Consider the following 21,289-nt stretch of genomic DNA (forward strand, 5'->3'; position numbering starts at 1 on the left):
CCGCTTACCGCTTACCGCTTACCGCTTACCGCTTATTCCCTATTCTTTCAATTAATGATAGCGCTGTCATTTTATCTTTTATATGATGGAGGTGAATGAATAATAATAAATAACAGATTACGTGGGGGGAAATGCGTAGTCTTAGGGTATACAACGAGGAGAGAGCAATGGATTTTAAAAAGCGAACTTTAGCAAGTTTGATCACGATAATGCCATTAATGGCGCAGGCGCAGTTTTCGCAAAATGATGTGAATAACTTTGCCAAAGAAACCACCCTGACATTTGCTGTGGTTGATAACTTTCATAATAAAGCCGCTGGTTTTTTAGGAACTATTACACTAAACAACCAATCTGATGTTGCACTTCCTGCAGGTGAAAGTGACTGGCAGTTGTATATTCACTCAGTTCGTAAGATCAGTACTGAGCTAGTTGCGGGTTTAAATATTGAACACGTAAATGGCGATTTACACCGCATTACCCCAACTAAAAACTTTACAGGGTTAGCTTCAGGCAAAAGCTTAGTACTTGAGTTTGACGCTCAAGTTTGGGTGGTTGCTTATTCTGACTTTATGCCACGTGCTTTTTTTGTCTCTGGTGATAATAAACCGGCTATTTTTGCAAATACTGACAGTGAAGATATGACCCAGTTTGTTGCACCGTTTGAGCGTGAAAATCAACTGCGCCGTTATAATGAGCCAAAAGATTTAACGGTATTAGTCACCCCACAAGTGCGTTTTGAGCGTAATCAACAAACGACAAGTCAAGTATCGCAACAAGACGCATTAAAGCGGATCATTCCAAAGCCACAAAAAGTAGAGTTTAATCGCGGCACTGCGACACTTGATAGCAGCTGGCAGATCACTTTCCAAGGTCAGTTAAAGAACGAAGTCATGGTGTTTATGCAAGATTTGCAAGATGACTATGGCCTGACCTTAAAAGCCCAGCCAGATCACATCAAACTAGCAAAAGAAAAACTGATCAGCTTAAAAGTAAATCCACAGTTGGCCGATGGTAAATCAGAAAGTTACACTCTTGAAATAGATGACGATCGCATTGAAATTGTTGGTAGTGATAATGCCGGTGTATTCTTTGCCATGCAGAGCTTACTTAATCTACTCCCGGCAAATAGCCAAGGGACTGTAGACATTCCACAACTTGAGATTGAAGACAGCCCTCGTTATACCTGGCGTGGCATGCACTATGATAATGGCCGTAATTATCACGGTAAAGACGCTATGTTCAAATTGGTTGAGCAAATGGCGCGTTATAAAATGAATAAACTACATTGGCACTTTTCCGAAGATGAAGGTTGGCGCTTAGAAATTCCAGGATTACCAGAGTTAACTGATATTGGTGGTTATCGCTGTTTTGACCTTGAAGAAAGAGAATGTTTATTAACCCAGTTAGGCACCGGACCATTTAAATCCGGCTCAGGTAACGGTTACTTAACTCGTAGTGAGTTTGTTGAATTATTAAAGTTTGCTAAAGACCGCCATATTCAAATCATTCCAGAAATTGAAGGGCCGGGGCATGCTCGCGCATCAATTAAAGCAATGGAAGCACGTTATCATAAGCTTGCCGATGAGGCGCAACGAGTAGCCAAAAATAAGCTTGTTAATAAAAAGAATGCGGGGAAAGAGATTCAGCAAGTCGATATCAGTGCTGCAACCCAGTATTTATTGAGTGATCCAAAAGATACCTCGGTTTATATGACGGTGCAAAACTACAAAGATAACTCGATGAACGTATGTATGGATTCAACCTACGCTTTTTTAGATAAGGTTACTTACGAATTACAACAAATGTACCGCGAAGCCGGTGTGCAATTGACTAACTTGCACTTTGGTGGTGATGAAGTAGGGGCCGGTTCATGGGTTGGCTCGCCAATATGCCAAGCAATGTTTGCCGATCCAAATAATGGTGTTGCCGGTGCCGCAGATCTTAAACCTTACTTTACACAACGTGTGGCCAAGTTACTTGAAAAACGCGGGATTTCGCCTGGCGCATGGGAAGATGGTTTAATGTATGACCAAACAAACCCATTTAAGCGCGACGAGTTTCCAAACAAAACCTTTACAGCAAACGTCTGGGACAATATTTGGGAGTGGGGTGTTGCAGACAGAGCTTATCGCCTTGCCAATGCTGGCTACCAAGTGATTCTATCGCATGGTACACACTTATACTTTGACCATCCTTATGAAGCTCACCCAGAAGAACGTGGGTATTATTGGGCAACTCGCTATACCGATACTAAAAAAGCATTTAATTATATGCCAGACGATGTGTATGCAAATGCAGATTACACCCGAACACGGGAGCCGATAGATAACCTTGAAGCTTTAGTTGGTCGTCCACTACCAAAATTAGAAAAGCCAGAAAACATCTTAGGTATGCAAGGACAAGTTTGGTCTGAAACTATTCGAACCGAAGATCAAGTATTGGCAATGATATTCCCGCGTATTCTGTCTGTTGCTGAGCGTGCATGGCATAAAGCACCATGGGAAGGCGAGCAGGTTGATCGTAAAAGCCAAGAAAAAGACTGGGCACAATTCTCTGCTGCAGTTGGTTTGAAAGAGCTTAATAAATTGGCCAATGCAGGCATAACTTTACATTTGCCGGTACCCGGTGGCGTGATTAACAATGGTCAGCTTGAGGTTAATACGCCATTTACATATTTAAATACCGAGTATAGTTTAGATAATGGCGCGAGTTGGCAGCAATATACAGCTCCGATCAGTGTTTCTGAACAGCAGTCTGTAGCATTACGTAGTAGCTTAGATAGCAAACTAAAAAGCAGAATTACTCATATAAATTAATATATTAGTAACTAATTACGTTTTGAAAGGGCCATAAAGGCCCTTTTTTGTGTCGTTGTAAAATAAATTGTTACTAGTAATATGGCGGTAATTAACGTAAAGTTTTATGGCAGCGCTGTCATTTTTGTTTCTACATTGTCATTTAAATGTCGCCAAGGTGTTATAAAATACAGCAACGCTAATCGTCGATTTAAGTTTTTTGAACTTAATTGCAATAAATAATTATAACGATAGCTCGCAACAAGAAGAAGTTTTATGGAAGCCACAGTGTCAAAAATAAATAAACAAAGTAATTTTATACCCATGGCCATTGTTGCCACTTTATTTTTTATCCTAGGTTTTGCAACCTGGTTAAATGGTTCACTAATGCCATACTTAAAACAAGTATTACAGCTGAGTCCATTTCAAGCCTCACTGATTTTATTCTCGTTTTATATAGCGGTGACGTTTACTGCTGTACCGTCGGCGATGATCATTCGTAAAGTCGGTTATAAAAATGGTATGGCACTCGGTATGGCAACCATGATGGTGGCAGGTTTATTATTTATTCCAGCTGCAAAAACTCAAGTGTTTGTGCTGTTTTTATTTGCGCAGTTGGTTATGGGGGCAGGGCAAACCTTGTTGCAAACTGCAGTTAACCCGTATGTTGTTCGGATTGGGCCTGAGGAATCGGCCGCAGCACGTGTCAGCATCATGGGGATATTGAATAAAGGCGCTGGCGTGATTGCGCCAATCGTATTTACAGCATTAATTCTAAGTGATTTCACCGGCCTTGTTGGTAAAGATTTATCACAAGCTGAAATTGATTCAATGGCAAATAGTTTAATTTATCCTTATTTAGGGTTAGCGCTATTTATTGGTGCATTGGCATTTGCAGTGACAAAAATGCCATTACCAGAGCTTATTGATGATGAGGAGCTAGGTGCTAAAGGACAAGTAAAAGAAGCACTTTCTCACCCAAGCCTAGCATTAGGTGTGGTTGCATTATTCGTTTATGTAGCCGTGGAGGTGATTGCAGGCGATACCATTGGTACTTTTGCATTGTCGCTAGGTATTGAAAAATATAGTGTCATGACCTCTTATACAATGAGCTGCATGGTGTTAGGTTATATAGTTGGTATTGTGCTTATTCCGCGTGTTATTTCGCAGCAAGCAGCGCTAAGTGTGTCTGCAATTTTAGGCTGTGTATTAACACTTGCCGTGGTATTTAGCGATACTAGTTCAGTTGTGATCGCAACAGCGCTTGGTTTAGAAGTGCAATTACCAGATACACTATTGATGATAGCTGTGTTAGGATTTGCTAATGCTATTGTATGGCCTGCGGTATGGCCGTTAGCGTTGTCTGGGTTAGGTAAATTAACCAGTGTTGGTTCTGGCCTGCTTGTAATGGGCATCGCCGGTGGGGCATTTGGTCCTCTATTTTGGGGTCTAGCAAGTGGTGGTGTGGATTCTGCCGCGGCCCAGCAGGGCGCTTATATCGTAATGTTACCTTGTTATTTATTCATTCTTTTCTATGCTGTAAAAGGGCACAAGATGAAAAGCTGGAAGTAAGATTAAAGTTGAAAGGTTCAAGGTAAAAGTTTAGCTTTGTAGAACCTAGAACCTAGAACCTAGAACCTAGAACCTAGAACCTAATTTTTGAAAATAATTTCTATAATGTAGAAATAATCCCGTGTGTAATGCCACCGAAAGGTGGCATTTTTTTGTCTGCAAGAAAGCAGCTTGCGAGCTGGCGAGAGTAAAGTTAGCGAGGGTACGCTAATCGGCGCTAAAGCGCTCTCCTACCGGATGGTGCATGTGTGTATTTCTTGTGGGAACTGGTTTCAGCCGTGATTGTGTTTAGGCTTAGGTTATATGCAACAACCAATCGGCGCTAAAGCGCTCTGCTACGGGATAATGCATGTGTATGTTTCTTGTAGGAACATGCTTCAGCCGTGATTGTGCTTAGGCTTAGGTTATACGCAACAACCAATCGGCGCTAAAGCGCTCTCCTACGGGATAATGCATGTGTATATTTCTTGTAGGAACAGGTTTCAGCCGTGATTTTGCTTAGGCCTAGGCTATATGCAAAAGCCAATCGGCGTTAAAGTGCTCTCCTATGGGATAATGCATGCGTGTATTTATTGTGGGAACTGGCTTCAGCCGTGATTGTGTTTAGGCTTAGGTTATATGCAACAACCAATCGGCGCTAAAGCGCTCTCCTACGAGGTCATGTGCGTGTATTGTATGTTCCTTGTAGGAACAGGCTTCAGCCGTGATTGTGTTTAGGCTTAGATAATATGCAACAACCAATCGGCGCTAAAGCGCTCTCCTACCGGATGGTGCATGTGTATATTTCTTGTAGTAACAGGCTTTAGCCGTGATTATGTTAGTCATGTTCAGAGGGGGTTAAATAAATACAATCCCAATGGGGATAACTTCCAAGGTTGTCAACAATACCGGCTCTCATTGGGTTGGCAGCTATGTATCTTGCTTGATGTAATAAATGTTCTTCATCTCGAATTAATGAATCGTAGAAACCAGCTTGCCAAATTTGCTCATTTTTAGCTTTTTGCATGAGAAATGATGTACGCCCTTTCACTTTAGCCACCACCGAAGATAGCGAATCTTGTGTTTTCAGCTGCAATAACCAATGCATATGATCAGGCATTATTACAAAGCAAATTGTTTTAGTTAAGCCATTTAAATCAGATTGTTTTAGTGAGCGTATTAGAATTCGCGCATTACAAAAATCCTCAAATAATTTAACTCGTTGATGTGTACATGTGGTCACAGAATAATAGTGGTTAATAATAGAGTGACGATGTTGACGTAGCTGCTGTGACCGAAGTTTCATTTTAATCCTTTAAATATAAAACGGTTTAATGAAGTATAGATTAAATTATGAAATCGGCGCTAAAGCGCTCTCCTACCGGATGGTGCATGTGTATATTTCTTGTAGGAACAGGCTTCAGCCGTGATTGTGTTTAGGCTTAGGTTATATGCAACAACCAATCGGCGCTAAAGTGCTCTCCTACGAGGTCATGTGTGTGTATTGTATGTTGCTTGTAGGAACAGGCTTCAGCCGTGATTGTGTTTAGGCTTAGGTTATATGCAACAACCAATCGGCGCTAAAGCGCTCTCATACGAGTAATGCATGTGTATATTTCTTGTAGGAACAGGCTTCAGCCATTATTTTTGGTTTGTGCTTAATATTAATTAATAAATAAAATGGAATTTTAAGAACGTATTTGATATTGAGATAAGAAGGGAAAAGATGGGGCGATTGACGGGGCTTGAACCCGCGACAACCGGAATCACAATCCGGGGCTCTACCAACTGAGCTACAACCGCCACAACACACCTTGTTTGGTGTGGCGCGGATAATACATAAAATAATAAATCTTGTGAAGGGTTAAGAGCAAAAAAAGTGAAAAAAATTTAAAATTGAATATTTTTGTTCATAAAGCAGCCAGAGAATGAATGTTTAAATCGTTTTTTATCTGGTTGGGTAAAATAAAAATTAACCCTAAAGACGTTCTTTTAAAGATAAATAGATTAATTAATTAAATAATAAATTGAAATCAGATATAATTTAACCAGCAAACTGCTTAATACTGAATATCAGGAGTGATAATGGATACAATACTTAACTGGATAAACGAAAACTCAGGTTTGATTTTGCATTATGGCATTCAAGCTGTAATTGCATTGGTGATCTTTTTACTGGGCGGTCGTGTTGCAAAATTTTGCTCTAACCTAACTGAAAAAGCATTCGATAAAAAGAAAGTAGATAAAGCTGTAGGTTCGTTCGTATCAAGCATTGTTTATGCCATCGTATTTATGGCAACAATCTTAATGGCGTTGTCACAAATAGGCATAGAAACCACTTCATTTATCGCTATTTTAGGTGCTGCAGGCTTAGCAGTTGGCTTAGCACTGCAGGGTTCATTATCTAACTTCGCATCTGGCGTACTTATTATATTACTTCGTCCTTTCAAATCGGGTGATTATGTCGAAGCTGGCGGTAAAGCTGGTACAGTGAAAAAAATCGAAATTTTCTCTACTGAACTACGCACACCAGATAACAAAGTTATCATCATGCCAAACTCTAAAATTATGTCTGACTCAATTATTAATTACTCGCGCGAATCAACTCGCCGTATCGATCTAGTTATTGGTGTTGGTTACGATGCAGACTTACGCAAAGCAAAAGAAGTACTTAAATCAGTACTAGATCAAGAGTCACGCATTCTTAAAGATCCAGCTTATAACGTATCAGTGTCTGAACTAGCAGATTCAAGCGTAAATTTCATTGTGCGTCCGTGGGTTAACTCAGGCGATTACTGGCCAACTTATTGGTCTTTAATTGAGAACATTAAAATCGCATTAGATGATGCGGATATCACTATTCCGTTTCCGCAAATGGATGTTCATTTGCACAAGCAAGATTAATCAATATACAAGTAACAAAGGTTATTTTTAATGAAATTAAAGCTTTTATCAATTTTAGTTGCAGTATCAGCTACAACTAACGCATTCGCAGAAGACGCTAGAACATGGGAAGTTACCAGTGAGCTAGGTGCAATCATAACTAGCGGTAATACTGAAACAACCACTCTTAAGGGTGGCATCAAGGCATTACATAACTTAGAAAGCTGGAATAACGAATATAAAATTAACGGTCTTTATAAAGAAGACAACGTTGAAAATGAAGCGGGTATAAAAGAAAAGCAGCGTACTAACGAAAAATATTCGTTATCAGCACAAGGTAACTATAAATTAAATGAAGATCATGCTCATTTATATATCTATGGTTCACATGTTTCAGATTACTTTGGCGCTTATCGCAGTGAGTCGGTTATCTCAGCTGGTTATGGTCAACGCTTGTTAGATCGTTCTGACATGTGGCTAAATGCTGAAATTGGTCCTGGTTATAAATATTTTCAATACCCTGATACAAGTAGTGAAGTAGATGAAAATGGCAACTCTTTAGCTGGTGAGCGTGAAGGTGAAGTTATTGCTTTAGGTAAGCTTGATTATAATTGGCAGATATCTGACAACGCTAAGTTTACTCAGTTAGTTGCAGTTGAATACGGTGATACTAACACTAAAACACGTTCAGAAACTGCACTTTTAGCTAAGATAAATGGCTCATTACAAATGAAAGTTGCTTATAACATCACCAACAACTCAGATGTTGCTGATGATAAAGAAAGTACAGACACAGAAACGTCGCTGACACTGGTTTACAGTTTTTAACAGTTTAGCTCTATTTAGTGACATTTAAGTGAAATAAAGGGACGAAAGTCCCTTTTTTATTTGTAGTGAAATAATGTAGAATAGACAATCTTTTGGCTGTAGTTCTTGGGATAAACCTACTTGTGATGCTTTTTAAACGATTTTTAATAACTTTTTTACTGTTAACAACAGCATCTGCATTTGCATTTACACCGAGTGCAGCGCAGATTGAACAATTTAAAAAGCTGCCAAAAGCCCAGCAAGAGGCTCTGGCAAAGCAGTATGGTGTCGATCTATCCACAATTACCGGTAAATCATCATCAAGCTCAATAAAAGAGGATGAGCCTACAATTCAGCCTCGCCAATTACAAGAAGAGCCTGAGTTAACAGACGAAGAGCGCTTTAAGCCACAATTAGACGAAATAAAACCATTTGGCTACGAGTTATTTTCTGGCGAGCCAACTACATTTATGCCAAGTGAAAATGCGGCAGTACCAGAAACATATCTAATTGGCCGTGGTGATCAATTAAAAATTAATTTTTATGGCAAGGAAAGTGAAAGCTATGAAGTTAATGTGGATCGCGAAGGCCGAATTAATATCCCTAATTTAAGCCCTGTTGAAGTTGCTGGACTTACATTCGGCGAAATAAAAGAACTTATCAAAGCCAAAGTTGCACAAGAAGTTATAGGTGTAAAAGCGTTTGTATCGCTAGGAAAATTACGCAGCATGCGTATCTTAGTATTGGGTGAAGCACATAAGCCGGGTAGTTATAGCGTATCGTCGTTGACCACAGTGTCACATGCTTTGTTTATTAGCGGCGGTGTATCTGAAATTGCATCTTTGCGTAACATTCAAGTTAAACGTGCTGGTAAAGTTGTTGCAAACTTTGATCTTTATGATCTACTTATAAAAGGTGATAGCCGCAACGACATCATCTTAAAGCCAGGGGATGTAGTATTTATTCCACCAGTTGGTTCACAAGTAGCCGTTGAAGGGTTAGTGAAGCGCCCAGCTATATTTGAATTGAAGAATAATGAAAATGCCCAAGACGTATTAAAAATGGCCGGTGGCTTGAAGCCTGGAGCGTATGCACAAAAAGCAATTGTAGAGCGTTTTAATAATTACAATGCTAAAGAAATTTTATCAGTAGACTTTAGCGGCAAAGATATTGCGTATATCCCACGTGATGGAGATAGAATTCGCTTTAATCCTGTAAGCTTGCAGTATCAAAACTCAATTAGTGTAATTGGTGCTGTTGCACGACCAGGTAATTATCAATGGTATCAAGGCAAGCATATTTCGGATGTATTAACGTCTGTTCGTGGCGATTTGTTACCACAAGCTGACCTTAGTTACGCTTTATTAGTGCGTGAAATTAATATTTCAGGTGATATTGAAGTGCGTCAATTCGACATAGCGCAAGCTATTATAAAAGCAACTGCACATGACTTTGAGTTAAAAGCAAACGATAAACTATTAGTTTTTAGTCGTTACGAAGAAAAAGAAGCTGAAGAGTTAGCTTTAAAAAATATGGCCCTCACCGAAGAACAGCAAGCGCAGCAGGTGAAAGTTCAGCAATGGCATAAATACCAAAAGAAAGAGTTTGAAAAATACATTGGTGTTGCTACAGATGATATGGAATTACAACTAAAGGATACTTCAAACTTAACTATTGCTGAAATCTCAAAACGCAAAGCTGAAGAAGAAGAGCAAAAACTAAAGCCTGAAGATTATGCTCTGTTTAGTCGTAATAACTTACTAAAGCCGGTTATCGCAAAGTTAAAACTGCAAGCAAATGTTAGACAAGCAATGCAACTGGTAGAGATCAATGGTCATGTTACTTATCCAGGAATTTATCCATTAACGATAGGTAGTGAGGTCAATGATCTTATTATTGCAGCAGGTGGTCTACTTGAATCTGCTTATACAGAGCAAGCTGAAATTACCCGTATATTAGCTGGTGATGCATCAAAAGTAGAGCATATTAAGTTTAATTTGCATAAAGCTATACTTGGAGAGTCTGATGATAATCGCATTCTTCGTAGTAAAGACAGTTTAAATGTATTCTCAATCCCTAACTGGCAAGAAAATGTAAAAGTTGAGCTAAAAGGTGAAGTTAAATTTCCTGGGTCGTATACAATTCGTCGTGGTGAAACATTAACTAACTTACTAGAGCGCGCTGGTGGTTTTTCAGAGTTTGCCGAAGAAAAAGCAGCTATTTTCACTCGAGAATCAATTCGTAAACAAGAGCAACAGCAACTCGCTAAGTTATCTGAAGAATTACGCAGAGATATAGCGCAGAAGAGTTTTGAAAATTCGGTCGGTAGTAATTCACTTTCGTATGATGAGATGAATAAGTTACTTAATGACTTAGCTAATGTAGAAGCGGTTGGTCGATTAGTTATTGATTTACCTTTAATCGTCGAGGACAAACAACGCTTAGTGCTGCAAGATGGTGACACTTTATATGTGCCAAGTAAACGCGACTCTATCAGCGTCATCGGTGAAGTAAATTACGCAACCTCACATTTATACAAAGCAGGAACCAGCTTTGAAGATTACATAGCCCTAAGTGGTGGTTTAAAAGAGCGTGCGGATGATGAACGGATTTACATTATTAAAGCAAACGGTTCAGTTAAAATTCCTGATAGTGGTAGTTGGTTTGCTGTTAATGATTCTCAGCTGATTGAAGCTGGTGACACAATAGTAGTGCCGCTTAACTCAAATTATATGGACAATCTCACGCTGTGGAGTACCGTTACACAGATCGTTTATCAACTTGGTGTAGCAGTCGCTGCGATTAGTAGTATATAGGCAACTATAGTGAAAGAAAAATATAAGCTCGAAGAGCAGGAAATAGACCTTAGAGATGTATTTAATTTTATACGCAAAGGCAAGTGGAGTATTTTTATTTCAGGAGTTGTATTTGCATTAATTGCTGTATTATTTGCTTTTACACGTGCTGATATTTATACATCATCAACAATACTAGCGCCTAACGAAAGTAAAAATAGTGGTTTGTTAGATGGATTGTCATCTCAATTAGGTGGTGTCGCATCTTTAGCCGGTATTAATTTAAATGAATCAGGGTCTGGACAAGTAAATGAAGGCCTAGAAATTTTAAGAAGCTATCAATTTATATCAAATTATATAAAGAAGTTTTCTTATGCTGATGAGTTAATGGCTCATACAGGCTGGAATAAAAAAGATAACACACCTATATTTGACTCAGACTATTTAGCTGTTGAATCAAAATGGGTTAAGAATGACGACGGTTCTTCAAAAGAGCCTTCGTTACAAGAGATTTTCAAATATTTTAAAAAAAATACGTTAAGAATTTCAACTGAAAAAACAACCGGATTTATTACAGTTTCAATAAATCATTATTCGCCTATTGTTGCTCAAGAAATGCTAGTAAATCTGATCGCAGAGCTCAATAGTCAAATGAAGATGCGCGATATAAGCGAAGCGAATAAAAATATTCAGTTTTTAGAAAAATCAATTGAAAGTACCAATATCAGTCAAGTTAAAGGCGCTATTTATAATTTAATAGAGCAACAACTACAAAAGAAAATGTTAGCTAATGCAAGAGATGAATATGTTTTAAAAACATTAGATCCACCTATAGTGGTTGAAAAGCCGAGTTCACCTAAGCGTGTTCTTATCGTTATTATAGGTATGTTTATTGGTATGTTATTTGGTTTTCTTTTTCACTCATATAAAATGTTTGCAAGGACAAAAAATTGAGTATTATCATTTATTCATCATTAGTAACACTTTTTTCATTAATTATTATGAAAAAAGTATCTGTGAACATTGGTTTATTGGATAAGCCCAATGAAAGAAAGCTTCATGATGGCATGGTGCCATTAATAGGTGGTATTTGTGTGTTTTTCGGTGCTTTTGCAAGTTTGCTTATTGTAGGACCAGTAACCAGTGAGCTGATATCACTATTTATAGTCGCAATGGGAATTGTATTATTAGGTGCACTCGATGATAAGTATGATTTGAGTGTTACTGTTAGATTGTTTTTTCAGTCTATATTTACGGTTAGTTTAATATTTTATCAAGACCACTATATATCGCATCTAGGTGATATATTAGGTCTTGGTAATATTTCAATGGGTATATTTGGTATTTTATTTACAATCATTGCGGTTGTTGCTGCAATTAATGCGTTCAATATGTTGGATGGTATTGATGGGTTAGTTGGTGCTTCTTCAATAGTGTCATTAAGTGGGATTGCAATACTTGCATATATAAACTCACACTCAACTATTTTTACAATTTGCTTAGCAATGATCGTAGCGCTTTCAGTATATTTATTTTTTAATATTAATCCCTTCAAGTTGCTTAAAAATAAAGTGTTTATGGGCGATGCAGGCTCTATGCTTGTTGGCTTTTTAATTACTTGGCTAATAGTATTATCGTTAAAGCCAGGGGATAACGGTGAGTCACTTTTCAGGCCTGTGACGGCTTTATATTTACTTGCGCTGCCATTGATGGATATGATTGCAATTATGTATCGTAGAGTGAAAAAGAAAGAATCACCCTTCAAAGCAGATAGAGATCATATACACCATATATTTATGCGTTTAGGCTTTAGTGATAGACAGGCATTATTAGTGCTTGTGACCTTTGGCACGTTATTCATGTTACTTGGTTTAAGTTTCGAATATTTTTTAGCACCAGAGTGGTTTTCACTATTAATATTTTGTGGTTTTTTTCTATTTTATTGTCACTTTATTCAGCATGCCTGGGTGTATACAAAAAACTTGAAATTGCTTTTAGATAAGTGCTGTAGGTAAAAATGATTTTATTGCTTAGATCGGCTGACATTAAATTCGATTCAAGAATTAACAAATATATTTCTTTACTTGAACAAGAGAACATTAAATATCATGTTCTCTATTGGCCTCGTAATCGCGTTCCTGAAAAGCAAAAAAATACAACTTTTTATACAAAAAAAGCTACCTATGGCGCTAAGTTAAAAAGCCTCCTTGGCTACTTAGGATGGTTTAAATTTATATTAAATTATATACGTAATAACCGAAAGGAAATTACTATAATTCATGCTGTCGATTTAGATACAAGTATCATGGCTATGCTAGCTAAATTGTTTTTTAGATCAGAGTATATATATGAAGTGTATGATCATTTTGCCGATTCACGAAATCTGAATGGTTTTACTCGCTTGGCATCTTGTAAATTAGAATCTATAGTTGCAAAGTACGCAAATAATATTATATTAGTTGATGATAAAAGAGTACAACAGCATGATTTTTCATCTAAAAATAATGTTCACATAATTGAGAATGTTCCAAATAGTCAATTTTTGTGTAATGAAAAGCCTGCAGCAAAAAAGCCTCTAAAAATTTGCTACGTAGGTGTACTAGAATCGCACTGTCGCGGATTAGAAAATATTCTCAAAGCTATTGAGGGAAGAGGTTTAGAGCTCCATATAGCCGGTTTTGGAGGGTGTGAACAACTATTTAAAGAAACTAAAAATGATAATGTTTTTTTCTATGGTTCTGTCGATCACAAAAAAGCAATAGAGATCATGTCTAGCTGTGACATATTATTAGGTTTGTACTACTTATCGAATCCAAACCATATTTATGCTTCACCAAACAAGTATTATGAGCACCTATTTTTATCTAGGCCACTAATCACCTCAAAAGGTACACCTCCAGGTGAGAAAGTTGAATTAAATAACAGCGGTTGGGTTATCGGAGACTCATTTAATGATTTAAATGAATTACTAAACTGGTTGGAACATGATGCAACCAGTGAAAGTATTCAAAAGTTAGGTGAGAACGCTGGCGAATGTTGGAAAAACCGTTATTTAAATTATTTTGATGAATACTTAAAACCTACTTACCTTGCCTTAATTAAAAAATGAAAATATCTTATAAACAAAATGCGGTGCTTTTTTATCTGTTTATAATTAAATTTTTATTTATTTTTGTAGCAGAGTTTGGCTATTCAAAAGTTTCTCAATTAGGTGATAGTCATAGATATTTAGAATCAACAATTACCTTTGGTTCATCTTTACTCTATTCATCAACGGCATTGATGGAGTTTAGCGGAGCTATTGTCAAATACCTTCAGCCGCCACTGTACCATTTGCCTGCTATGATTTTAAGCTTTATTGGGGTTGCAGTATCTTTTAATGCGCTAAAAAAGAGAAGTGTCTTTAATAATAAATGGTTGTTGTATTTATTTATTCTTTTAAACGTAATGCCATCATATTTGATTTGGACATCAATACATTCAAAAGAAGCTGTTGCAGTTTTGTTTATGAGTTACTTTGCAGTCATAATAATTAATATGATCGATAAAAGGGATGAAATAAGCAAAATTTCATTTTTATTTTTTTGTTATCTTTTATTGATTTTCAAACCTCAGTATTTTGTTGCCATTATTAGTGTAGTTGTTTATTTATACCTGTTGATTAAGTTTAGGCTAAATGCATACCTTTCTATACTACTGTTCTTGTGTATGTTTACAGTGCAATTCATGTTGCTTGTTTCAGTTAGTGAGTATATCGATCTAGTTACACTCAATATGTATTCTCATTTTGATCCTGAAAATGCAAAATCGACTAGAGAAAATATTTACTTTGTGAACGAAGGGGACTTTTTTAGAGGTATGTTATATGGAATGTTTATTAGCTTCTGGGGGCCTACAATAAATGAAACTATTGCTAGGCCTGTATGGGCTGTGTTTTTCCTTGAAAGCCTTGTTATAATGCTCGTCTTTTCATTTTTGTACCTTGGACAAATTTATAGACTGTTATCTTATAAATTCAACTTTATTGCATTTGGAGTTCTATTTTTTAGCTTATTTTGGTTACTGCTTGTTCATTACCCATTTGGAATATTTAATCCAGGCTCAGCAATACGTTATAGGCAAAATTTTTACCCTTTTTTAGTTCCTTTACTTATATTTATGTATCATTGGGTAACAAAGCCTCCCAATGTTGACGGAGAAATTAAATGAAGATTGCTCATGTGCAATTATTACCACTAATGACTGGTGTTCAGCGAGTTAGTTTTGAAGAGTTGATTCGTTTGGACAATCAAAGTGTTGACAGGTATTTAATTTACAAAGAAAGCGGTGAGCTAACTAAGTATGCAGAGAGCGCTGGTATTAAGTCAATTTTTATAGACTCGTTAGTTCGTGAAATTAGCTTAATTAATGACTTGAAAGCGTTTTATAGATTATATCGATTATGCAGACAAGAAAAGTTCGATGTAGTGCACACCCATTCATCGAAAACAGGTGTATTGGGGCGTATTGCTGCAAAGTTAGCTGGTGTACCAATGGTAGTTCATACTGTACATGGTTTTTCATTCCCAGCAGCGCAGAGCAAATTTGCAAAGTCTCTCTACTTTATAATGGAGTATGTGGGAAGTAAGTTTAGTGATAAGGTAATTTGCTTACATCAAGATGATAAAGATATAGCAGTTAATCAATTAAAAACTAAAGAATCTAACGTGTGTGTTATCGCTAACGGGGTTAACACGGATAAGTTTTATCCTGCAGCTGGCAATGCCCAAAATAATAAAAAAGTTATTGGTATGGTGGGTCGCTTATGGCCGCAAAAAGATCCAATTACCTTGGCTAAGGCTGGAGTTAAACTATTCTCTCGTCGAAGTGATTTTGAAATTAGATTTATAGGTGGTGGTGAGCTAGAGGTTTCATTGAAAGAAATAATCAATGAAGCGAAAGCTGAACAGCATATAAGGTTGCTTGGTTGGAAGGATGACATTGCCGAGCAGTTGCGTGAGTTTGATGTATTTGTATTACCTTCATTATGGGAAGGAATGCCCTTAGCGATCCTTGAAGCACAGTCAACAAAGTTGCCATGTGTGGTTTCAAATATTCAAGGGAATAACCACCTAGTAAAAGATCAGTTTGATGGGCTTTTATTTGAGCCCAAAGATGTTGACGGTCTAGTTAAATGTCTTGAAAAGCTATTAGATGATCCTGATTTCGCTGATCGTCTTGCAACAAACGCGCGGAATAAAATCGAATCTGATTTTGATATAAATGATCGAACTAAAAAGGTTTGTCAGTTATATGCAGATAAATTGGGTTTAAATGTAAATGAGATTTTTAATCCATTAATTAAAAAAGTGATTCAAAAGTGAAAGTATTAACAGTATTTGGTACTCGCCCAGAAGCCATTAAAATGGCACCTCTTGTTCATGCATTGGCTAATGATAGCCGCTTTGAAGCTAAAGTATGTGTAACGGCACAGCACCGTGAAATGCTAGATCAAGTACTTGAGCTTTTTAAAATCACCCCAGAATACGACTTAAATTTAATGAAAGCAGGGCAAACACTGCCAGAAGTAACAAGTCGTATTTTACAAGAACTGACGCCAGTTCTTAAAGAATTTAAACCAGATGTTGTACTTGTTCATGGCGACACAGCCACAACATTTGCAGCGAGTTTAGCGGCATATTATGAGCAAATTGCAGTTGGTCACGTTGAAGCGGGTTTACGTACCGGTAATATTTATTCACCATGGCCTGAAGAAGGTAATCGTAAATTAACAGGTGCATTAACAAAATTTCATTTTGCGCCAACCGACACCTCAAAAGCGAACCTTCTAAAAGAAAATTATGCAGATGAAAATATTTTTGTAACCGGTAATACGGTTATAGATGCACTTTTACTGGTTAAGCAGCAAATAGAAGGTGATGCGGGGCTAAGTAATACATTAGCGTCACAATTTCCAATGCTTGATGAAAGTAAAAAACTTATTTTGGTAACAGGCCATCGCCGAGAAAGCTTTGGTGGCGGATTTGAGCGTATTTGTGAAGCATTAGCGCAAACAGCTAAAACTCATCCAGATACGCAAATACTTTACCCAGTACATTTAAATCCAAACGTACAAGAACCGGTAAAGCGTATATTAAAAGATGTAGATAACGTACATTTAATAGAGCCGCAACAGTACTTGCCATTTGTATACTTAATGAATCGCTCACACATAATTTTAACTGACTCAGGTGGTATTCAAGAAGAAGCCCCAAGCTTAGGTAAACCTGTACTTGTTATGCGGGATACCACAGAGCGCCCAGAAGCAGTAGACGCTGGTACAGTAAAATTAGTTGGTACTGATGTAACAAAAATTACTTCCGCATTGAATGAGCTGTTAACTGACGATGCAGCATATAAAGAAATGAGTCGTGCTCATAATCCATATGGTGATGGCCAAGCATGCCAACGCATCTGCGATGTTCTGTCAGGTTCAAATACGCTCTAATAAGCTAATGGTGTGAAGTGTGAATTTAAATGTAGTTTACTCAGTCGGCTATGGGGTTGTGTCGCGCGGCTCCTTATTGTTAATAAATTTTATAGCCGTAAAATTATTAACAGGGAGCGAGTTTGGTGAGTTTTCATATTTACTTAGCATCGTATCAAGCTTAGCGACATTTGTAGCGTTCGGCTGTTCCGTTACTACAAACACAGTTTTTTCAAAATATTCTGATGATGTAAACCTCAAAAGCAAAACGTTATGTGCAAGCATTAGCTTCACTTTCTTGTTGGTTTTGGGGTTGTTCTTATTGACCTTGCCTTATCTTAAAAGTGAGCTTGTTGGTATATCATCAGATAATAGTTTTTTTATACTATTTGTTGCTTTGATGGTATTGATTGGGTTTAGTGGGGTTTATGAAGGTGCTCTCTATGGTTCCTCAAAATATAAAACGCTATTTTTCTACTCAATTGCTACTTTTGTAATATTTTTGCCGCTCGCGATTTACTTAATCGATGCGTATGGAGTAATCGGTGGTTTACTTGCCGTTGCTGTATTTAGGTTACTTTTTAATGCATTCGGTACTTATGAGCTGTTTTTTAAATCTAAATTAGAGGTTAGTTGGCGGTTCTTTTTTTATATTGATAAAAGTATATTTAAAATTTTTAAAAGCTTAAGTGCGCCTTCTATCCTTGGTGCAATGATGGTTGCTCCTGCAATAACAATCACCTTAGGTTTACTCAATGAGTTTAACAGCTCTAAAGAGGAAATTGCTTACTTCTCTTGGGTTTATCAGGTCTATTTAGTGGCTATTTTTATTCCTAGTTCCTTGTCTGGTTATTACATATCAACCCTTTCTAAGAAGGGGGGGAATGTAAAGGTCATGGATATCATGGCTGCTAATCTGATTTTCTCAGTCGTGGTCGTAGCTTTTTTGTTTATATGCAAAAGCCTGATATTAAAACTTGCTGGGGAAGAGTACTTTATTAGCGCTGGAGAGATATTTAACTACTTGATACCATGCGTTATTCTATATTCTCTTAATGCCGCTTTTGGTAGTTATTGGCCTGCAAATAATAAAGCATGGTTTGGTTTTGCTTTAAATTTCTTATGGGCCATAACGGTATTAACTCTTTCATATTTACTAATACCATTAAATAATGGTGTAGGAATAGCTTTGGCGCTAAATGTTGCTTATGCCCTTCTTTTATTAGTGCAACTCATTTTGTGGTTTTATTTAGAGAAGTATCAACAAACTTCAGATTGAATGTTGGTTATTTACAGAAATGTTTTAGGCACTTTCAAAAAACAATTTTTTAGTTTTTGAAAGTGCCTTAGTGCTGATGTGCTAAAGCAATAACGTTTTTAGTGTAGAGTAAATTCTAAAACCGCCATCTATAGTGAAAATATTGACCATAACTGTTTAGGCAACTGATTAATAAAAAACAGAGGTTGAGTCTGAAAAGTTTTAATCGGTTTTTTTATAGACATCACCCTAAAGTAGCACGTATAATCCCCCGCGTCTGAAATAAGAATATGCAGTTCTTAGACGCAAAGTCACTATTTTAGGGATTGATATGGATAGTTGGTACTTATTATTTTGTAAATCAAGGCAAGAAGCTCGTGCCCAAGTTAATTTACAAAACCAAGGGATTGAAGCTTTTTTTCCTCAGCTACAAAAACAACAGCTAATTAAGGGTCGTCGTACTTTTAAGCAATTAGCTGTGTTTCCTAATTATTTATTTGTTCGCTTAAATCCCCACACCGGCAACTTTGCTGCGGTAAAAAACACCCGCGGTATTAGTGGTTTTGTGTCGTATGGTGCGTCGTATCAATTAGTACCTGCACAACTTATCAAAGAATTAAAAAATTTCGAGCTAGCCCAAGATAGTAATAATTTACCGCAACCCGGTGATTTAGTGTGCCTAAATAATGGCTCATTTAAAGACGTACAAGCAATATTTAAAGAGCCAGACGGCGACATGCGCAGCATATTGTTAGTCAGCCTACTAAATAAACAAATAGAAATGAGCGTAGATAACAGCGACGTAAGAAAAGTAGGGTAAAAGTTAAAGGTTAAAGGTTAAAGGCATTAGTGAAGTGACAATGACCTAATGAACACGCGTCAGCAAGCTTAACGCCTACGGTGTTAAATTGTATTCTGGTGTTTAATTACGTGCAGGCGAGTGGCTTGCCACCGCGAAAGATTTACTCAGTGCTCGGTGATAAAAATGGTTTTCGTAGGAGCCGGCTTTGGCCCGAAAAGAATAAAGATTCACCACAGAGAACACCGAAATTACAGAGGAAGGAATAATAAGTTAACCTAAGGGCTTCATAAATGTTTTCTCGGTGTTGCGAAGTATCTCTGTGCTCTCGGTGGTAAAAACAGTTTTGTAGGCGAGTGGCTTGCCACCGCGAAAGATTTACTCAGTGCTCGGTGATAAAATTGGTTTGCGTAGGAGCCGGCTTTAGCCCGAAAAGAATAAAGATTCACCACAGAGAATACCGAGATCACAGAGGAAGGGATAATAAGTTAACCTAAGGGTTTCATAAATGTTTTCTCGGTGTTGCGAAGTATCTCTGCGCTCTCGGTGGTAAAAACAGTTTTATAGGCGAGTGGCTTGCCACCGCGAAAGGTTTACTCAGTGCTTGGTGATAAAAATGGTTTTCGTATGAGCCGTTTAGCCCGAAAAGAATAAATATTCACCACAGAGAATACCGAGATCACAGAGGAAGGAATAAGAAGTTAACCTAAGGGCTTCATAAATGTTTTCTCGGTGTTGCGAAGCATCTCTGCGCTCTCGGTGGTAAAAACAGTTTTGTAGGCGAGTAGCTTGCTACCGCGAAAGGTTTACTCTGTGCTTGGTGATAAAAATGGTTTTCGTATGAGCCGTTTAGCCCGAAAAGAATAAATATTCACCACAGAGAATACCGAGATCACAGAGGAAGGAATAATAAGTTAACCTAAGGGTTGCATAAATGTTTTCTCGGTGCAGCGAAGCATCTCTGCGCTCTCGGTGGTAAAAGCAGTTTTGTAGGCGAGTAGCTTGCCACCGCGAAAGATTTACTCAGTGCTCGGTGATAAAAATGGTTTTCATATGAGCCGGCTTTGGCCCGAAAAGAATAAATATTCACCACAGAGAACACCGAAATCACAGAGGAGGGAATAATAAGTTAACCTAAGGGTTGCATAAATGTTTTCTCGGTGTTGCGAAGTATCTCTGTGCTCTCGGTGGTAAAAACAGTTTTGTAGGCGAGTGGCTTGCCACCGCGAAAGATTTACTCAGTGCTCGGTGATAAAATTGGTTTTCGTAGGAGCCGGCTTTGGCCCTAAAAGAATAAATATTCACCACAGAGAACACCGAAATTACAGAGGAAGGAATAAGAAGTTAACCTAAGGGTTGCATAAATGTTTTTTCGGTGTTGCGAAGCATCTCTGCGCTCTCGGTGGTAAAAACAGTTTTGTAGGCGAGTGGCTTGCCACCGCGAAAGATTTACTCAGTGCTCGGTGATAAAATTGGTTTTCGTAGGAGCCGGCTTTAGCCCGAAAAGAATAAATATTCACCACAGAGAACACCGAAATCACAGAGGAAGGAATAAGAAGATAACCTAAGGGTTTCATAAATGTTTTCTCGGTGTTGCGAAGCATCTCTGCGCTCTCGGTGGTAAAAACAGTTTTGTAGGCGAGTGGCTTGCCACCGCGAAAGATTTACTCAGTGCTCGGTGATAAAAATGGTTTTCATATGAGCCGGCTTTGGCCCGAAAAGAATAAATATTCACCACAGAGAACACCGAAATTACAGAGGAAGGAATAAGAAGTTAACCTAAGGGTTGCATAAATGTTTTCTCGGTGCCGCGAAGCATCTCTGCGCTCTCGGTGGTAAAAACAGTTTTGTAGGCGAGTAGCTTGCTACCGCGAAAGGTTTACTCAGTGCTTGGTGATAAAAATGGTTTTCGTATGAGCCGTTTAGCCCGAAAAG

Annotated in this window: 14 protein-coding genes and 1 tRNA gene; 13 read left to right on the forward strand and 2 right to left on the reverse strand. The window is 37.8% G+C overall.

The annotated features are described in order from the left end of the window. The first annotated feature begins 167 nt into the window (after positions 1-167). Together H5187_RS20285 and nagP are read left to right on the forward strand one after the other, a co-directional pair. A complete protein-coding gene (locus H5187_RS20285; protein ID WP_182798234.1) occupies positions 168-2,816 on the forward strand; it encodes a family 20 glycosylhydrolase in 2,649 nt (882 codons plus the stop codon). A gap of 255 nt (positions 2,817-3,071) precedes the next feature. Next, positions 3,072-4,367, forward strand: a complete 1,296-nt coding sequence (gene nagP / locus H5187_RS20290) for an N-acetylglucosamine MFS transporter NagP (protein ID WP_182794895.1) — start codon at positions 3,072-3,074, stop codon at positions 4,365-4,367. An 817-nt stretch (positions 4,368-5,184) separates the two neighbouring features. On the opposite strand, the gene H5187_RS20295 is transcribed toward nagP, so the two are convergent. Together H5187_RS20295 and H5187_RS20305 are read right to left on the reverse strand one after the other, a co-directional pair. Then, positions 5,185-5,652, reverse strand: coding sequence for an REP-associated tyrosine transposase (locus H5187_RS20295; RefSeq protein ID WP_182719271.1), 468 nt, complete (start codon positions 5,650-5,652; stop codon positions 5,185-5,187). Between the two features lie 421 nt (positions 5,653-6,073). Further along, positions 6,074-6,149: transfer RNA gene (locus H5187_RS20305), tRNA-His, on the reverse strand. 282 nt (positions 6,150-6,431) lie between these two features. Between H5187_RS20305 and H5187_RS20310 the strand changes: the two genes are divergently transcribed. The 11 genes from H5187_RS20310 to rfaH all read left to right on the forward strand — a co-directional run bounded on the left by H5187_RS20310 (position 6,432) and on the right by rfaH (position 19,375). Continuing rightward, entirely contained in the window at positions 6,432-7,250 is an 819-nt protein-coding gene (locus H5187_RS20310; protein WP_145236563.1) for a mechanosensitive ion channel family protein, read from the forward strand. A 30-nt stretch (positions 7,251-7,280) separates the two neighbouring features. After that, the gene (locus H5187_RS20315; protein WP_149980544.1) at positions 7,281-8,057 is read left to right on the forward strand and encodes a YdiY family protein; all 777 of its coding nucleotides are present in this window, start codon (positions 7,281-7,283) and stop codon (positions 8,055-8,057) included. 125 nt (positions 8,058-8,182) lie between these two features. Further along, the gene (locus H5187_RS20320; protein ID WP_182798237.1) at positions 8,183-10,852 is read left to right on the forward strand and encodes an SLBB domain-containing protein; all 2,670 of its coding nucleotides are present in this window, start codon (positions 8,183-8,185) and stop codon (positions 10,850-10,852) included. A 9-nt stretch (positions 10,853-10,861) separates the two neighbouring features. Continuing rightward, positions 10,862-11,785, forward strand: a complete 924-nt coding sequence (locus H5187_RS25055) for a Wzz/FepE/Etk N-terminal domain-containing protein (protein WP_182798235.1) — start codon at positions 10,862-10,864, stop codon at positions 11,783-11,785. Then, complete coding sequence (gene wecA / locus H5187_RS20330; RefSeq protein ID WP_182794893.1) at positions 11,782-12,846, forward strand: UDP-N-acetylglucosamine--undecaprenyl-phosphate N-acetylglucosaminephosphotransferase; 1,065 nt, start codon at positions 11,782-11,784, stop codon at positions 12,844-12,846. The genes H5187_RS25055 and wecA overlap by 4 nt, the downstream gene beginning before the upstream one ends. A 2-nt stretch (positions 12,847-12,848) precedes the next feature. After that, complete coding sequence (locus H5187_RS20335; RefSeq protein ID WP_182719275.1) at positions 12,849-13,940, forward strand: glycosyltransferase; 1,092 nt, start codon at positions 12,849-12,851, stop codon at positions 13,938-13,940. Beyond that, positions 13,937-15,040, forward strand: a complete 1,104-nt coding sequence (locus tag H5187_RS20340) for a hypothetical protein (RefSeq protein WP_182794892.1) — start codon at positions 13,937-13,939, stop codon at positions 15,038-15,040. The genes H5187_RS20335 and H5187_RS20340 overlap by 4 nt, the downstream gene beginning before the upstream one ends. Before the next feature lie 11 nt (positions 15,041-15,051). Then, the gene (locus H5187_RS20345) at positions 15,052-16,194 is read left to right on the forward strand and encodes a glycosyltransferase family 4 protein (protein WP_182798236.1); all 1,143 of its coding nucleotides are present in this window, start codon (positions 15,052-15,054) and stop codon (positions 16,192-16,194) included. Continuing rightward, positions 16,191-17,318, forward strand: a complete 1,128-nt coding sequence (gene wecB, locus H5187_RS20350) for a non-hydrolyzing UDP-N-acetylglucosamine 2-epimerase (RefSeq protein ID WP_182719278.1) — start codon at positions 16,191-16,193, stop codon at positions 17,316-17,318. The genes H5187_RS20345 and wecB overlap by 4 nt, the downstream gene beginning before the upstream one ends. A 19-nt stretch (positions 17,319-17,337) precedes the next feature. After that, positions 17,338-18,576: a hypothetical protein gene (locus H5187_RS20355; RefSeq protein ID WP_182719279.1), complete on the forward strand. Its 1,239-nt coding sequence runs from the start codon at positions 17,338-17,340 to the stop codon at positions 18,574-18,576. A 310-nt stretch (positions 18,577-18,886) separates the two neighbouring features. Further along, a complete protein-coding gene (rfaH, locus tag H5187_RS20360) occupies positions 18,887-19,375 on the forward strand; it encodes a transcription/translation regulatory transformer protein RfaH (protein ID WP_182794889.1) in 489 nt (162 codons plus the stop codon). The last annotated feature ends 1,914 nt before the right edge of the window (positions 19,376-21,289 follow it).

The organism is Pseudoalteromonas sp. SG44-1, assembly GCF_014164315.1.
Classification (GTDB): Bacteria; Pseudomonadota; Gammaproteobacteria; order Enterobacterales; family Alteromonadaceae; genus Pseudoalteromonas; species Pseudoalteromonas rhizosphaerae.

What these genes read in the sequence shown, in the direction of transcription:
- rfaH (WP_182794889.1), top strand. Translation starts at nt 18,887, where the DNA reads ATGGATAGTTGGTACTTATTATTTTGTAAATCAAGGCAAGAAGCTCGT.
- H5187_RS20340 (WP_182794892.1), top strand. Translation starts at nt 13,937, where the DNA reads ATGAAAATATCTTATAAACAAAATGCGGTGCTTTTTTATCTGTTTATA.
- H5187_RS20315 (WP_149980544.1), top strand. Translation starts at nt 7,281, where the DNA reads ATGAAATTAAAGCTTTTATCAATTTTAGTTGCAGTATCAGCTACAACT.
- H5187_RS20335 (WP_182719275.1), top strand. Translation starts at nt 12,849, where the DNA reads ATGATTTTATTGCTTAGATCGGCTGACATTAAATTCGATTCAAGAATT.
- nagP (WP_182794895.1), top strand. Translation starts at nt 3,072, where the DNA reads ATGGAAGCCACAGTGTCAAAAATAAATAAACAAAGTAATTTTATACCC.
- H5187_RS20310 (WP_145236563.1), top strand. Translation starts at nt 6,432, where the DNA reads ATGGATACAATACTTAACTGGATAAACGAAAACTCAGGTTTGATTTTG.
- H5187_RS20285 (WP_182798234.1), top strand. Translation starts at nt 168, where the DNA reads ATGGATTTTAAAAAGCGAACTTTAGCAAGTTTGATCACGATAATGCCA.
- H5187_RS20320 (WP_182798237.1), top strand. Translation starts at nt 8,183, where the DNA reads ATGCTTTTTAAACGATTTTTAATAACTTTTTTACTGTTAACAACAGCA.
- H5187_RS20295 (WP_182719271.1), bottom strand. Translation starts at nt 5,652, where the DNA reads ATGAAACTTCGGTCACAGCAGCTACGTCAACATCGTCACTCTATTATT.